Genomic DNA, 15,465 nt, shown 5'->3' on the forward strand with positions numbered 1-15,465 from the left:
CAACATGAGTCACATCAAAGGGATTGCGGCTTCCAGTGGTATTGCTATCGCAAAGGTATACCGTCTGGAGGCTCCAGACCTTTCCTATAATAAAAACAATGTCGATGTTCCAGAAGACGAAGTCAAACGGTTACATGAAGCACTGGACATTTCCAAATCTGAACTTGAGAAAATCAAGGAACATACGAAGAAATCACTCGGGGATGAACATGCAGAAATCTTTTCTGCCCACCTGCTGGTTCTGAGTGACCCTGAATTGATCCAGCCGATTGAAGATAAAATCAAATCTGAAAATGTCAATGCTGAAGCTGCGCTGGATGAGACAGCGAATATGTTCATTGATATGTTCAAAAATATGGATAATGAATACATGCGCGAGCGTGCCGCTGATATTCAGGACGTAACCAAGCGGGTGATGGCCCATTTACTTGATGTAACATTCCCCGATCCTGCTTTGATCAATGAAGAAGTGGTCATCGTAGCGGATGACCTGACCCCTTCTGACACAGCTCAGTTGAACAAGCAATACGTCAAAGGGTTTACGACAGATATTGGCGGTCGTACTTCTCATTCAGCTATCATGGCACGTTCATTAGAGATTCCTGCAGTCGTGGGTACGAAGGAAATTACCAGAAAAGCTGAAAAAGATGAAAAAATTATTGTTGATGGGATCGACGGCGATGTTATCGTCAATCCAACTCAAGAAGAGTTGGATACTTACCAGCAAAAAATGGCTGATTTTGAAAAGCAAAAACAGGAATGGGCGAAGCTCAAGGATGAGCCAACCGTCACAGCGGATGGAACGCACGTCGAACTTGCTGCCAATATCGGTACACCAGATGACGTCGAAGGTGTATTGAATAACGGTGGCGAAGGTGTCGGTCTTTACCGTACCGAATTCCTTTATATGGGGAAAAGTCAGCTCCCAACCGAAGAAGAACAATTTGGAGCTTATAAATCTGTCCTGGAGCAAATGGGAGACAAGCCTGTCGTCGTCCGTACGTTAGATATCGGCGGTGACAAAGAATTGGATTACCTCGATCTCCCTAAGGAATTGAATCCATTCCTTGGTTTCCGTGCCATCCGTCTGTGTCTGGAACGCGATGATATTTTCCGTACCCAATTGCGGGCGCTTTTGCGTGCCAGTGTACACGGTAACTTGAAAATCATGTTCCCGATGATCGCTACGCTGGAAGAATTCCGTGAAGCGAAAAACATGCTAGATGAAGAAAAATTGAAACTGAAAGAAGAAGGTCATGACATTTCAGATGATATCGAAGTTGGTATCATGGTAGAAATTCCTGCGACTGCGATGATTGCACGTCAGTTCGCTAAAGAGGTTGATTTCTTCAGTATCGGAACAAATGACCTGATTCAATATACAATGGCTGCCGACCGTATGAATGAACGGGTTTCCTACTTGTACCAGCCATACAATCCGGCGATATTGAACTTGATCAATAATGTTATCGAAGCTGCTCATGCAGAAGGCAAATGGGCAGGCATGTGCGGCGAAATGGCCGGTGACTCCATTGCTATTCCTATCCTGCTTGGATTGGGGCTTGACGAGTTTAGCATGAGTGCTACTTCCATTCTTCCTGCCCGTACACAATTGAAGGACTTATCTAAAGAAGAAATGGCTTCCTATAAAGAGAACCTGCTATCTATGGGTACAGCCGATGAAGTAGTGGCATTTATTAAAGAAAAGACAAATCAATAATAGTAATGAGAGGCAACTTATGCCATAATAAACAAAAAAGAAGGGGATCGCTCTCCTTCTTTTTGTTCATTATTATAGGGAAAGAAGGATAACCATGACGTTCACTATCATCATGATCATTTCCGTGATCATTGTATTAGGTATAGCAGCAGCTTTTGGTTTTGCAGTAAATTCCGGCTACAATTATAAACACACAGTAGATCCGCATCCTGATGATGAAGATAATAATTCGGAACATAATGCTGAAAATGAAGCTCAAAAAAGCTGACGCTTTCCTGGAAGGCATCAGCTTTTTGTATTTTTACTTATGAAAATCAAGGCCCGAATGAACCTCTTCTACATACCCGGCGCGAATCACAAAATCCCCGAACCGTTCATTATCCTTTTTCTTCTCTGCATAATCGAATAATATAGGTTTTAATTCAGCAAGAATTTCTTGTTCTCCTATATTTTCACGGTACAGTTTATTCAAACGGTCGCCCGTGAAACCGGCACCCAGATACATATTATATTTTCCTGGGGCTTTCCCGATAAAGGCAATCTCGCCCAGAGCAGGGCGCGAGCATCCGTTGGGACAGCCGGACATACGAATGACTATTTCTTCGTCTTCAAGACCTGCTTCCTTAAGCATAACTTCGATTTTATCAAGCAGCACAGGAAGATAACGTTCGGACTCGGCCATTGCCAATCCACATGTAGGCAGAGCCACACAAGACATGGAATTTCTCCGCAGGGCAGAATTCTCTTTACCATCGGTCATGCCGTATTTTTGGACAAGATCATTGATTTCCGACTTCTTTTCTTCCGTTACATTAGCGATGATTACATTCTGGTTCGGAGTAAGCCGAAAATCACCAGTATGGATTTTGGCAATCTCCCTTAACCCTGTCTTCAGTGACTGTTCTCTGCTATCCTTGATTCTTCCATTCTGAATAAATAAGGTCAAATGCCATTTCCCGTCCCCTTTAATCCAACCATAACGGTCGCCGTTATTTTCAAAGTGATACGGACGTTGTTCCTCCAGTTCCCATCCAAGCCTTTCATTCAATTCCTTGATAAGCCAATCTACTCCACGTGCATCAATCGTATATTTGAAACGGGCGTTCTTCCGCTCGGACCGGTTTCCATAATCGCGCTGGATGGTAATGATGGTTTCGGCAACTTCTTTAATTTTATCTGCTGGACAAAAGCCGATTACCCGTCCCAGCTGAGGGTAAGTGTTTGTATCTCCATGGGTCATACCCATACCGCCACCGGCAGTAACATTAAAACCTCTCAGTACGCCATCTTCTATAATAGCAATGAATCCTAAATCCTGTGAAAACACATCTATATCATTAGAAGGAGGAACTGCTATACCGATTTTGAATTTTCGTGGCAGATAATATTTACCATACATTGGCTCGATTTCTTCAGGCTCTCTGCTATCAGCGACTTTTTCCTCATCCAGCCAAATTTCATGATAGGCTTTCGTTTTCGGAAGTAGGTGATCACTTAATTCCTTCGCCAAATTATAGACCTCTGCATGTGTTTCTGACTGGTATGGCTGAACATTGCACATGACATTCCGGTTAACGTCCCCACAAGCAGCAATGGTGTCCATTAACGACTGGTTCATCTTTTGAAGGCTTTTCTTCATATTCCATTTTAAAACACCATGCAGCTGGAACGTCTGGCGGGTGGTCAATTTTAGCGTCCCATTTGCGTAATGATCGGCTATCTCATCCATGGTAAGCCATTGCTCAGAAGTTGCTACGCCACCTGGCAGTCGGACACGCACCATAAATTGATAAGCTGGTTCAAGCTTCTGTTTTCTACGTTCATTGCGTACATCCCGGTCATCCTGCTGATAGCTGCCATGAAATTTTAACAGCTTGGTATCGTCATCCTTTATTCCAGCTGTAATCGGGTCGGAAAAGCTTTCCTCAATTGTACCCCGCAGGTAGTCGCTTTCTTCTTTTATATTTTCCATTTCACTGGGCGGGCCATGATATTGCTTGGATTTCTGATCTGTCATTACCTAAACTCCTTTCCCTTTATGTCCCTGTTTACCTAGTAAACGTCACGCTGGTACCTTTTTTCCTGTCTCATTTTACTTAGATAATCTTCTGCTTCTTCCTTTCCCATACTGCCTTCCTGTTCCAATATGGTCAGCAGGGCATTTTGAACATCATGAGCCATATGTTTTTCATCGCCGCATACATAGATGACTGCTCCTTCGACTAACCATTGGTAAAGCTCTTTGCTTTTTTCCAGCATCCGATGCTGGACATAGACTTTCTCCTCCGTGTCCCGGGAAAATGCAACATCCATCCTGGTAAGCACACCTTCCTTCAGCCACTTCTGCCATTCCGTCTGGTAGAGGAAGTCTGATCTAAAATGCTGTTCGCCGAAAAACAGCCAAGTTTTTCCTTCTGCTTTGATTTCCTCCCGCTCCTCCAGGAAAGCCCGGTAAGGTGCCACCCCTGTACCTGCCCCGATCATGATGATAGGTGTATCAGGGTTTTCGGGAAGTTTGAAATTAGGGTTATGCTGAATATAAACTGGAAGCGCATCGCCTGGCTGGGACCGTTCTGCACATTGGACGGAACATACACCCGAGCGGCTTCGCCCGTGGGCGTCATACCTTAATGCACCAATGGTAAGATGTACTTCATCAGGGTTGGCCTTCAGGCTGCTCGCAATCGAATACAGACGAGGCGGTATTTTTCGCAAAATAGGGACGAACTCCTGCGGGGAAGCTTGCAGTTTATAATCCTTGATAAGATCAAGAAGATCTCTGCCTTCCAGATACTCCTTCAATTCTTCTTTCTGTTCCGGCTCGATCAATGCTGCTAACTGTTTGTTTCCAGTTAGCTCTGCTGCCTGTTCCAGTAGCGGCTTCGTCAGCCGGGTAATTTCAAAAAAGGATAGAAGAGCTTCCCTAACGGATCTTACTTCCCCTTGTTTATCTACCTGCACTGATTCTTCCGGATTCCACCCCAACGCATCCATAAGCTGATCGACGAGGACTGGATCATTTTGCGGAAATATCCCTAAACTGTCGCCTGGCTCATACATAAGATTCGAACTTTCGAGATCCAGTTCCAGGTGGCGTGTCTCTTTATTTGAGCCTCTGCCATTCAGGTTCAGGTTCTCTAAAATTTCCGCATCAAATGGCTTTTTTCTTGAATAGACCGGGGCGGAAGATGAATCTCCTCCAGTTGTTTGAGATACTGGAGAATTACCTTGCTCATTCCGGCTTTCATTCAACCTGTTTAATACGCCTTCAAACCATTCATCCGCAGAATCTTCGAAATCGACATCGCAATCAACTCTTGAATGAAGTCTTTCCGCTCCTAATTCCTCCAGACGTTTATCAAAATCTTTTCCTGTCTGACAGAAATACTCGTAAGAACTGTCTCCAAGGGAAAGGACAGAGAAACGGACGTTTTGGAGCTTTGGAGCCCGTTTACTATGAAGAAATTCGTAGAATGAGAGAGCATTATCCGGTGGATCTCCTTCGCCATGGGTACTGGCAATGATCAATAAATCCTCTGCATCCTTAATGGACTTTGGTTTAAAATCGTCCATGGAAGAAAGCGTGACGGTAAAATCCTTTTCTTCCAGTTTTTTTGTCAATTCATCTGCAAGCCCCTGACCATTCCCTGTTTGGGAACCAAAAAGGACTGTCACTTCTCGGGCAGCAACCGCCGGCGCCTGAACAGGAGCAGTTGCTGCAGAAACCTCTCCATGCCCCTCTATTGTTGCTGCTGATTCTCCTCCAAAAGAAGCAGCCAGACAACCGCTTAACCAAATTTTCTGCGCCTCTGTCAATGTTGGCAAAAGGCGATTCAGATGTTCTACCTGCTCTTTAGTAAATGGACTATTCTCTACCTGAAACTGCAAAACTATCCACCTCACAAAATTAATCATTAGAAAAACTTGGCTTATCGCCAAGTACTTATAGCGAAAGCCTTAGTTTTTTACTTTAACCCTCTAACAAAGTTAAACTTTTTTAAAGTATTATATACGGCACACGCTGCTTAACCTCTAACGTAGTCATGGACTTTGTCCTTGCCGGTAGTGGTGATCAATAGCCACAACCATCGCCCCCATTTTAGAATCCTCGGGCTGAAGAACATCAGTAATGCCTTGGGCCGACAGCTCACCCGCTGTCACTTTCCCAATCGCCGCTGCTAACACTCTATGGTTAAAAGCTTTTACAAGAATTTCACGGCCAGTTTCGTCATGGAATAAGTTTCTGACCTGGGTTTTACTAGTGAACACAACGGTATCCAGATAAAGATCGGCAATGTCATACTTCAGACTCCTGACCACTTCCGTGAGCGGCTGCTCATAAAAATAAGGCTGTGAAAGATAAACATTATTTCCGAGATGCTCCAGGGAATTTTTCAATTTGGCATCTTCCTGGTTATATGCCTGCAAAAAAATATCTCCGCCGCTGGAGTCAGCATGAAAAGCTGACAGAAGGTTTTCCATTGTTCCATCTGAGGAAACACGTTCTGCCTGAAGTGCATTCTCCTTCAGCCATTGCATCGTTTTCCTACCTCTAACTGCAATTTTTGTTTGGCTTAATTTATTGACAAACTCTTTATGAACGCCTGCTGTTTTTGCTGCTTCTTCCAGGGTAGCTGCCCCTATTCCTGTGGTTAAAACAACCCAATCAAATGGTTTCTCCAGGAAATCATAGATGTTTTTGCTGCTTATATCCTTATTCAGATGCTGCATCCCCTGTAGCGGATAAATAACAGGGATGCCGCCTTTATTCCGAATCATTTTGCTGATGACTTCGGCTTTTCTCTCTGCGGCTATCCCTATCCGTTTTCCCTCCAGACTACTCATATCTCTCCCCTCCTTCTGCCAGTCTCTTAAGCCATAGAATTATCTGCTGCTGTTTTTCTTCAGTTCTAAAAGACTCATCCAAAAGTTCATGAAGAAATTGGCGCTTCTCCTGTTTACTAAGTGGAGTATTCTTAATCAGCTGCCGGCACTCATATAAAAAATCCACATACATTTCAAAATCAGGTTCAAACCGGTTTTCCAGTTCTTCCTTTATTCGGGAAGTAAGTATAGGACTGGCTCCATGGGTGGATACAGTAAGAGTCAATTTCCCCCTTTTCAAAAAAGCAGGAAAGTGGACATTACCCCCGCTCGCTTCCCCAGCTGCATTCACGAGCGGAACCTGTGAAGACGATTGAAGTACAGACATATTGACGGACGGGTCATCCGTTGCCACGACGACCATAAATGCTCCTTCCAAGTCATCAGGTTCAAAAAGCTTTTTCTTCCAATTGACTTTTTCCTGTTTCCGCATCTTTTCTAATTCCGTATCCAATGCTGGACTGATGACTGTTATTAAAGCCCCGCCCTGGAGGAGCACCCTGGCTCTTTTAGCTGCCACCTTCCCTCCCCCGATAATGACTACACACCTGCCTTTGAAGTCGATCATCAATGGTTGAAAATTGACTTCTTGCTGTTCTGCGAAATCATTCCCCATGACCATTCACCTTCAGTTTCCTAACCGGAATGATTTCATAGACCCGTTCCGCCAGCGCTTCCACCATCTTCGGGTGGTCGCCGAGATGCTGACACAAAACAACTGGTTGACCGGACTCCTGATAATCCCGGACTCTTTTTTGCATTGACTGTATTAAAATGCCAGTGAACCATAGATATGGCACAACAATCGTCAGGCTGTATCCTGCTTGAATGGACTTTTCCAGACCTTTTTCAAAAGAGGGCTGACAGGCAGCCAAATAACAGGCATCTACATTCATTCCACCCATTCTTTTGCGAAGCTTCTCCTGAATCATCTGTATTGCCATAGGCGTTTCAGGATTTCGGCTTCCTCTGCCTACCAGGAGAATATTAGCATCCGGGGGAACAGGGGCATGCGTTTCTTTGATACGTTCGACTAAAATATCGATCAGCCGATCCTGTACTCCAACCGGCTTTCCGTATTGAAATTCTATATCAGGGTACTTGTTTTTGGCTGCTTCGATTTCCTTAGGTATATCCGTATAATAATGGCCTGCACGCAGCAGTAAGACTGGAATAACCGCAATCTTATCTGCTCCCTTTTCCACCAGAAGTCTGATCCCTTCCTCCATATCCGGCTGAGCTAGTTCCAAGTAACAGATTTCCTGAAGTCCGATACCCACTTTATGCTTAACGGCTTGAATGCAATCAACCGCTTGTCGTCTAGCCTCCGGAACCCGGCTGCCATGGCTGATGTATAGTATTCCTTGCATAATGACCGGACCTCCTTAATTACTACCCGACAACAGAGTCGACAGGCTGTGTTGCCTCTGAATTCAGCTGCTCAAACCACTGCAGCTGATTACGAAGTTTTACGACTTCCCCCACTATAATCATGGACGGGTTACTGATTCCTTCAGCCTTTTGTACGATATCTTCCAGGGTTCCAGTCACTGTGAACTGGTTTTCAGTCGTACCCGATTGCACAAGAGCTACCGGTGTTTCACGATAACAGCCATTGCGGATCAGCAGATCACAAATCTCCGGCAGTTTTTTCACACCCATATAGATACAAAGCGTATCCATGCAATTTACAACGTGTTTCCAATACGATTCCTCTTCTGAACTGAGCTTGCTTACACCTGAAATGAAAGCGACAGAAGAACTGTAATTACGGTGGGTAACCGGGATTCCGGCGTAGGCGGGAGCAGCCACCCCTGAAGTGACTCCGGGTACTATTTCAAAGGGGATCCTTCTTTTAGCCAGCTCTCCCGCTTCCTCTCCTCCTCTGCCGAAGATAAATGGGTCTCCACCTTTGAGACGGGTGACTGTTTTTCCCTGTAAAGCAAACTTGCAAAGCAGACCATTTATGGTTTCCTGGGTAAGTGAATGATTATCAGGACTTTTCCCGCAGTAAATAAGTTCAGCGTGAGCCGGAGCTTCTTCAAGCAGCTGTTCATTGATCAGCCGGTCGTATAAAATTACATCTGACTGCTGGATCACTTTCAGTCCTTTTACGGTAATGAGGTCAAGATCCCCAGGGCCTGCTCCGACCAAAAATACTTTTTTCATCTTAAATGATCACTCCTTTTCCCCAAATCAGAACTCATTTGGCACCCTTACAGCCATTCATTTTTCTCGAGAAAAGAAATGAGCTGCTCTGCACATTCATCCACACTATATACGTTCGACTCCAGTACCAGTTCTGGTGAATCTGGTGCTTCATATGGGGAATCAATTCCCGTAAATCCTTTTATTTCTCCATTTCTTGCTTTTTTATAGAGGCCTTTTGGATCTCTGGACTCGCACTCGGACAGCGGGCAGTCGACATGCACCTCCAGAAAGTCACCAGATTCGACGATATCCCGGACACGGTCCCTGTCTTCCTGATACGGAGAGATAAATGCGGTCAAAACTATGGTCCCGCTATCTGCGAACAGCTTGGCGACTTCTCCGATTCTTCTTATGTTTTCTTTTCGATCCTCTGGTTTAAACCCAAGATCTGCATTCAATCCATGCCGTATATTGTCACCATCCAGAATATAGCTTTGGATACTTCTTTCATACAGCTTCTTATTCACTTGATTGGCAATGCTTGATTTACCTGAACCAGACAGCCCTGTAAGCCAGACTACTCCACTGTGATGGCCGTTTTTGTTCCGGTAATCCTTCGTTTCAATTGCTGCTTGGTGCCATACAATGTTCGACCCCAATCCGCTCACCCTTCCTGTCCTTGCTTTACGGTATTCTGGCTGTTCAATCCATTGATCAGTATTTCGACGACTTCAGGACGGCTGAATGTTTTCGGAGGCTTTTCCCCATTTCTTAACAGCTCCCGTACTTTTGTCCCTGACAATATGACATGCTGGTCGTCATCATGCGGGCATGTTTTATGAGAGGCCATCCCTTCACATGCCAGGCAGTAAAAGCTATGTTCAAAAAAGAGGGGGGTAATTCCAAGCTCTTCGGATTCAAAATTACTGAAGATCTTCTGTGCATCATAAGTGCCATAGTAATCACCAACACCAGCGTGGTCACGCCCGACTATGAAGTGGGTGCATCCGAAGTTTTTTCTGACTAGCGCATGGAATATAGCTTCCCTTGGACCTGCGTAACGCATTGCCGCATTAAAGACTGCTAATGTAACGCGGGCTTCCGGGTAATAGTTTTTTAATAAAACCTGATAGCTTTCCATTCGCACATCGCTTGGAATATCATCACTTTTGGTCTCACCGACCAATGGATTCAGGAACAGTCCATCTACGGTTTCCAATGCTGCTTTTTGAATGTATTCATGGGCGCGGTGGACCGGATTTCTTGTCTGAAAGCCGACGACGCGTTTCCAGCCGAGCTCTTTAAATAATGCCCTTGTTTCAGCTGGATCCAAGTAAAACTTTTGATCATGTTCCCGTTTAGGACGCTCCAGCAATTGAATTTTCCCTGCCACATAAAAATCAGGACGGTCATATAATTTCCTGACCCCTGGGTGCTGGTATTCCGTAGTCAAATATACTTGCTCTGCTTCCCTCTCTTTATCTGGCTGATAAAGCTCTTCGATTTTTATCTGTCCATAAACGGTCTCATCCTTACGTAACTCTGCTGTTTCTCCTGTATTTAAGCTTTCTGCCTGTTCCTTAGAAACTGGCAAAGTGATTGGGATACTCCACGGTGTCCCATCAGCAAGCCTCATTTTTTCGACAACAGATTCATAGTCTTTTTTATTTAAAAAACCTTCTATTGGGCTGTAGGCCCCAGTAGCAATCAGCTCGAGATCGCTTAAAGCCATAGCATCGAGCTCGATAATTGCCGATGCTTCCTCCCAGTTTCCTTTCAGCCGGTTCACTAGCGTTCCTCCGTGGGGTTCAATAAGTGTCATGAATAGTTCCTCCTTATGTTAGTTTTATGTTTATTTCTTTTCTTCTGCAGGTACATGAAGACCGCATTCTGTCTTGTTAAAACCGCTCCATCTTCCAGCTCTTGAGTTTTCTGTACCCTCCACGGCAAACGTGCAGGGAATACAACCGATGCTCGGATAATTATTATCGTGAAGTTCGTTGTAATCCAATTGATTTACTCGGATATAATCCCATACGTCTTCCCACGTCCAATGGATAAGCGGGCATACCTTAATGGACTTGAAGCGTTCATCTTTATTGACAAAATCAGTCTTGCTCCGGCTTAGGGATTGCTCACGCCTCAACCCGGAAATCCATGCATCCACTCCGTTAAGAGCATCCTCCAGGGGCTTTATCTTCCTGATATAACAGCATTGGTCCGGGTTCTTTTTCCAAAGTGCTGGACCATGCTGTTGTGACTGCTCTTCCAGAGTCAAGTCAGGCTTTTTCATATGAATGACAAGATCAGAGTATCTCTTTTTCACTTTCTCAATCAGGTCATAGGTTTCCTGAAAATGAAGACCAGTATCAAGAAAGACGATTTCTGCATCTTTTTTCACTTTTGCAATCAAATCAATTAAAACAATACCTTCCGCTCCAAAGCTGCAAGCATAAACAAGAGACTGTCCGTATGAATCATAAGCCCATTTCAAGACCTCAGACGCCCCTTTTGTATCATCCACAGGCTCCCAGCCTTTAAATGGGTCTCCCGGAAAATCTTTATAAGTAATTGCTGGTTGATTCATTCGTCCCCTCCTCCAATCAATTGATTTTGTTTATACAAAGTTTCCTTACTTACACTTAACTTATAAATCCGATGAGTTAACTTGGTTTTATGTGATTGATAAACATGATATGTGGAATTAAAAATAATGTCAATACTAATTAAAATATTTATACTTTTTTCCCAGTAATCATGATCATTTCAGCATGCAGGAAGCTGCTGTTCGTGCCTGGGAATAATCGTTTCCAAGGTCACTTTGGGCTGATTTTTCCAATCAGGCTAATAGAACCGGTTTTGTATTCCTGCTTGACAAGTTATGGATATTCCTTTAGATTGAAAGCTATTATTTCAGATTACGGTATTAGCTATTTTAAATTTATTTTTTTGAACTTAATCCCGAGTAAACTCATAGGTTTAGTATTAATAAGTTGGAGGTTGATTAACTTGAGAAAATTAATCATTTTTACACTAGTAGGCTTTTTTGCCCAATTGATTGATGGTGCGCTCGGAATGTCATACGGATTAACCTCATCCACCTTATTAATTGCATATGGGGTAGCTCCTGCGGTGGTCTCTTCATCTATCCATATGGCTGAAATAGCTACCACAGCCGTTTCCGGTTACTCCCATTATAAATTCGATAACATAGATAAGAAATTAGTTCTGCCATTAATAATCCCCGGCTCGATCAGTGCTTTTCTCGGAGCTGCCTTTTTGAGCAGCCTTCCCGGTGAAAAGATCAAACCATTTATTTCAATCTTCCTCCTCCTTTTGGGGGTCTACATTGTGGTTCGGTTTTTACTCATGAACACATCAAGTGTAAAGCGGAAAGAAGTTCCTGTTAGAAAGTGCTTCCTATACCCTTTAGGTGCCTTAGCAGGGTTTTTGGATGCTGTCGGCGGAGGAGGCTGGGGGCCGATCAACACACCGGTCCTTCTATCAAGAAAAGGGGCCTTGCCCAGGAAAGTGATCGGTACAGTGGATACAACTGAATTTGCGATTACTATCTCTGCCACGTTAGGATTTCTACTATTCTTAGGTTGGGAACAGCTTCACTGGTTATGGGTAGTATCCTTTATGATCGGAGGGGTAGCAGCAGCACCGCTGGCTGCATGGCTTGTACGAATCGTCCCGTCATTCATACTTGGAGTAGGGGCTGGAGGTTTTATTATTCTGACTAATTTACGGACTCTTCTACTTGCAATGAATATATCAGGAGACATGATGGTTTTAATTTATATTGTGATGGTACTGGGATGGCTGGCAGCTATCATCACCTCCATACGGAAAAATTTTCATTTTCAAAAGAGAGAAAGAGTTGTGGATCCTAAAGGAGAAAATTTCGGGTAAAAAAGAGTTGTAAATAACACCTGCTGAGTAAACAAAGAGAGAGTATTAAAAGTAGAAATCTCAGCAGGTTTATTTTAAACCAGCTTACAGAAATTTTAAAGAATGCTTCAACCATTCAGTTGCCAATCATTAATGAAATTCACTTTCTGTTCGATTGGTGTCCGCCTTTTTGGCTTAGGTATTTTATTAGGATACCCCATCTGTAATACAGAAACAATTTTATAGAGCTCAGGATCGATTCCACACGACTTGGAAAATTCCCTATCGTAAATATAAGGGTTTGTCGTCCATAACACTCCGACTCCATGTTTCCATGCCATTAACTGTACGTTTTGAATAAAAGCGCAGACAGCAGCATAATCCTCTTCAAACAGACGCAAATCCTTACCTTTTTCCATATATATGATCGCATGGTGCGGTATAGATAACAGATGATCTTTTATACCTTCCATGAGCTTCCCCTGTTTTTCTTTATCATAACCTTTGGCATAACCTAGACGCAGATAACTTTCCGTAACCTGCTCAGCAAAAGATGCTACGGCTTTATTTTGGATAATATGAACTTCCCAAGGCTCTTTCATCCGGTGTGTCGGCGCCCACGAGGCCGCAGCGAAAATAGATCTCAGAATGCTTTCTTCCACATTTCGATGTTTAAAATCATGAATTGACCTTCTCTGTTTAATTGCCTCATAGATTTCCATCCATTCCACCTCCTCTGTCTATCAATAAAGTGAAAGTAACGGAAACATAGAAAAATGTCAAAACGTTACGAAAAAATAATTAAAGTTATTGTTTAGATAACGTTAAAAAAATCAGGTAATAAATACTAAGAAATTCTTCCTCTTTCCATCCATATAACTCATTGCTAAATAACTAAACACTCCCCATGAATGATGAACATTCATTATTTATTCCACCTATTTTCCTGAGTATAAATACCTTCCTTTTCATTCCTGCATTTACATTACTTAACAACCAGTTAAAAATCACCTCGTATAATGGCAATTGTTCCAAACATTTCGAACATAGAGAGGAGATATTGCATGACTGAGAAAAGGGTAATAGATGATTTGATTCAAAGGTTGAACGAAGAAACATTGCAAAAGGATGTCGACCGCAGAGGATTTTTGCATGGTGCGGGTAAAATTGCAGGAATATCTTTAGGAGTAGCAGTTGCTCAATCGATGGGAGGCATAACTGTTGAAGCGCAGGAGGAAGAGTTCGAAAGCTACCCGTTCACACTCGGTGTAGCCTCAGGTGACCCACTATCTGACAGCGTAGTTTTGTGGACAAGATTAGCTGTCGACCCAATGAACGGAGGCGGCATGCCTGAACGTAACATAGCAGTGAAATGGGAATTGGCTAAGGACGCACACTTCCGTGATATTGTGCAACGTGGTACTGAAGTAGCCAGCCCAAAACTTGGCCATTCCATTCATATAGAAGCCGCGGATCTGGATGCTGATACCATCTACTACTATCGTTTTAAGGTTGGAAAAGATTACAGCCCGGTTGGAAAGACAAAGACACTTCCAGAAAGTAATGCACCTGCAGCAAGTCTTTCGTTCGCATTCGCTTCCTGCCAGCAATATGAACACGGCTATTATACCGCTTATAAACATATGGCAAAAGAAGACCTTGATCTTGTCTTTCACCTTGGTGATTACATTTATGAATATGGACCGAATGAGTATGTTGCTTCAACCGGAAACGTACGGGCACATAAAGGTCCGGAAATCATGACGTTGGAAGATTATCGCAATCGTCATGCTCAATATCGTTCCGATAAAGATCTACAGTCAGCCCATGCCGCTTTTCCATGGGTAGTGACTTGGGACGACCATGAGGTTGAAAACAATTATGCAGATATGATACCTGAAAAAGGACAATCAGTAGAAGCATTTGTTAACCGTCGGATCGCTGCCTACCAGGCTTACTATGAACACATGCCGCTCAGAAAATCATCCATGCCTCATGGACCGGATATGCAATTGTACCGTAATTTCTCCTATGGCAACCTGGCAAATTTTTATGTATTAGATACACGGCAATATCGCTCCGATCAGGCTAATGGAGACAAAAGCTCTCCACAAACCGAAGAATCCCTTGACCCTTCACGCACATTATTAGGCGACAAGCAGGAGCAATGGCTGCTGGATAATCTCGACCAGTCGCAAACACACTGGAATGTACTGGCACAGCAAATCTTCTTCGCCAAAAGAAACTACGGACCAAGTCCGGAAGAACCTCGGTTCAGCATGGACAGCTGGGATGGCTATACACCAGCCCGCCAGCGTATTACTGACTATGCAAGCAGCATCGATTTAGACAATCTCATTGTGTTGACCGGTGATGTTCATGCTAACTGGGCATCCACCCTGCTGGCCGACTTTGATGATTTGAAATCTCAGGTGCTTGGTGCGGAATTTGTCGGAACATCGATTACATCCGGGGGAAATGGAGCCGATAAACGTGCAGACACTGACCGTATTTTAGAGCAAAACGATCATATTAAATTTTTCAATGACTACCGCGGGTATGTTCGCTGTGAAGTCACTCCTACTCAGTGGAAAACAGATTACCGTGTACTTCCTTTTGTATCCAAACCTGGTGCAGACATTTCCACTCGAGCTTCCTTTGTTTACGAAAAGGATCAAGCTGGCCTCAAGGAAGTATCAGCAACCATCGTTCCAGAAGGGAAGCAGTCATCCAGTGAAGTAGAGGAAGACCGTCATAAAGCACATGATCGTGCCCATAAAAAACAATTTCGCAAAGAAAAACAGTTGAATTGAAGG

At 43.6% G+C, this 15,465-nt stretch carries 14 protein-coding genes; 4 read left to right on the plus strand and 10 right to left on the minus strand.

From position 1 onward, the window contains the following. Positions 1–4: 4 nt before the first annotated feature. Both ptsP and ytzI read left to right on the plus strand, forming a co-directional pair. Positions 5–1,720, plus strand: a complete 1,716-nt coding sequence (gene ptsP, locus P855_RS0111235) for a phosphoenolpyruvate--protein phosphotransferase (protein ID WP_028783665.1) — start codon at positions 5–7, stop codon at positions 1,718–1,720. A gap of 94 nt (positions 1,721–1,814) precedes the next feature. Then, complete coding sequence (gene ytzI, locus P855_RS21825) at positions 1,815–1,988, plus strand: YtzI protein (RefSeq protein WP_084315683.1); 174 nt, start codon at positions 1,815–1,817, stop codon at positions 1,986–1,988. A 33-nt stretch (positions 1,989–2,021) separates the two neighbouring features. On the opposite strand, the gene cysI is transcribed toward ytzI, so the two are convergent. From cysI to P855_RS0111285, 9 genes are all read right to left on the minus strand, one after another. Next, positions 2,022–3,737 (minus strand): assimilatory sulfite reductase (NADPH) hemoprotein subunit, encoded by a 1,716-nt coding sequence (gene cysI, locus P855_RS0111245; protein WP_028783666.1) that lies wholly within the window; start codon positions 3,735–3,737, stop codon positions 2,022–2,024. Positions 3,738–3,772: 35 nt separating this feature from the next. After that, complete coding sequence (locus P855_RS0111250) at positions 3,773–5,608, minus strand: assimilatory sulfite reductase (NADPH) flavoprotein subunit (RefSeq protein ID WP_028783667.1); 1,836 nt, start codon at positions 5,606–5,608, stop codon at positions 3,773–3,775. A gap of 153 nt (positions 5,609–5,761) precedes the next feature. Then, positions 5,762–6,565 carry a uroporphyrinogen-III synthase gene (locus tag P855_RS0111255; RefSeq protein ID WP_028783668.1) on the minus strand — a complete coding sequence of 268 codons (804 nt, stop codon included), beginning with the start codon at positions 6,563–6,565 and terminating at the stop codon, positions 5,762–5,764. After that, positions 6,558–7,220 (minus strand): NAD(P)-binding protein, encoded by a 663-nt coding sequence (locus P855_RS0111260; protein ID WP_037986012.1) that lies wholly within the window; start codon positions 7,218–7,220, stop codon positions 6,558–6,560. The genes P855_RS0111255 and P855_RS0111260 overlap by 8 nt, the downstream gene beginning before the upstream one ends. Then, positions 7,210–7,974: a sirohydrochlorin chelatase gene (locus P855_RS0111265; RefSeq protein WP_028783670.1), complete on the minus strand. Its 765-nt coding sequence runs from the start codon at positions 7,972–7,974 to the stop codon at positions 7,210–7,212. Before P855_RS0111265 ends, P855_RS0111260 begins: the two co-directional genes overlap by 11 nt. Before the next feature lie 22 nt (positions 7,975–7,996). Beyond that, entirely contained in the window at positions 7,997–8,773 is a 777-nt protein-coding gene (cobA, locus tag P855_RS0111270; RefSeq protein ID WP_028783671.1) for a uroporphyrinogen-III C-methyltransferase, read from the minus strand. Between the two features lie 47 nt (positions 8,774–8,820). Further along, the gene (gene cysC, locus P855_RS0111275; protein ID WP_028783672.1) at positions 8,821–9,414 is read right to left on the minus strand and encodes an adenylyl-sulfate kinase; all 594 of its coding nucleotides are present in this window, start codon (positions 9,412–9,414) and stop codon (positions 8,821–8,823) included. 5 nt (positions 9,415–9,419) lie between these two features. Continuing rightward, positions 9,420–10,577: a sulfate adenylyltransferase gene (sat, locus tag P855_RS0111280; RefSeq protein ID WP_028783673.1), complete on the minus strand. Its 1,158-nt coding sequence runs from the start codon at positions 10,575–10,577 to the stop codon at positions 9,420–9,422. Between the two features lie 30 nt (positions 10,578–10,607). After that, a complete protein-coding gene (locus P855_RS0111285; RefSeq protein ID WP_028783674.1) occupies positions 10,608–11,342 on the minus strand; it encodes a phosphoadenylyl-sulfate reductase in 735 nt (244 codons plus the stop codon). A gap of 422 nt (positions 11,343–11,764) precedes the next feature. Between P855_RS0111285 and P855_RS20830 the strand changes: the two genes are divergently transcribed. Continuing rightward, complete coding sequence (locus P855_RS20830) at positions 11,765–12,670, plus strand: sulfite exporter TauE/SafE family protein (RefSeq protein WP_051353185.1); 906 nt, start codon at positions 11,765–11,767, stop codon at positions 12,668–12,670. Positions 12,671–12,777: 107 nt separating this feature from the next. Here the strand turns inward: P855_RS20830 and P855_RS0111295 are convergent, their stop codons facing one another. After that, positions 12,778–13,371 carry a nitroreductase family protein gene (locus tag P855_RS0111295; RefSeq protein ID WP_028783675.1) on the minus strand — a complete coding sequence of 198 codons (594 nt, stop codon included), beginning with the start codon at positions 13,369–13,371 and terminating at the stop codon, positions 12,778–12,780. Positions 13,372–13,713: 342 nt separating this feature from the next. On the opposite strand from P855_RS0111295, the gene P855_RS0111300 reads away from it, so the two are divergent. Next, entirely contained in the window at positions 13,714–15,462 is a 1,749-nt protein-coding gene (locus P855_RS0111300) for an alkaline phosphatase D family protein (protein WP_028783676.1), read from the plus strand. The last annotated feature ends 3 nt before the right edge of the window (positions 15,463–15,465 follow it).

Source organism: Thalassobacillus devorans MSP14 (genome assembly GCF_000496835.1).
In the GTDB taxonomy this organism is placed as follows: Bacteria; Bacillota; Bacilli; order Bacillales; family Halobacillaceae; genus Thalassobacillus; species Thalassobacillus devorans_B.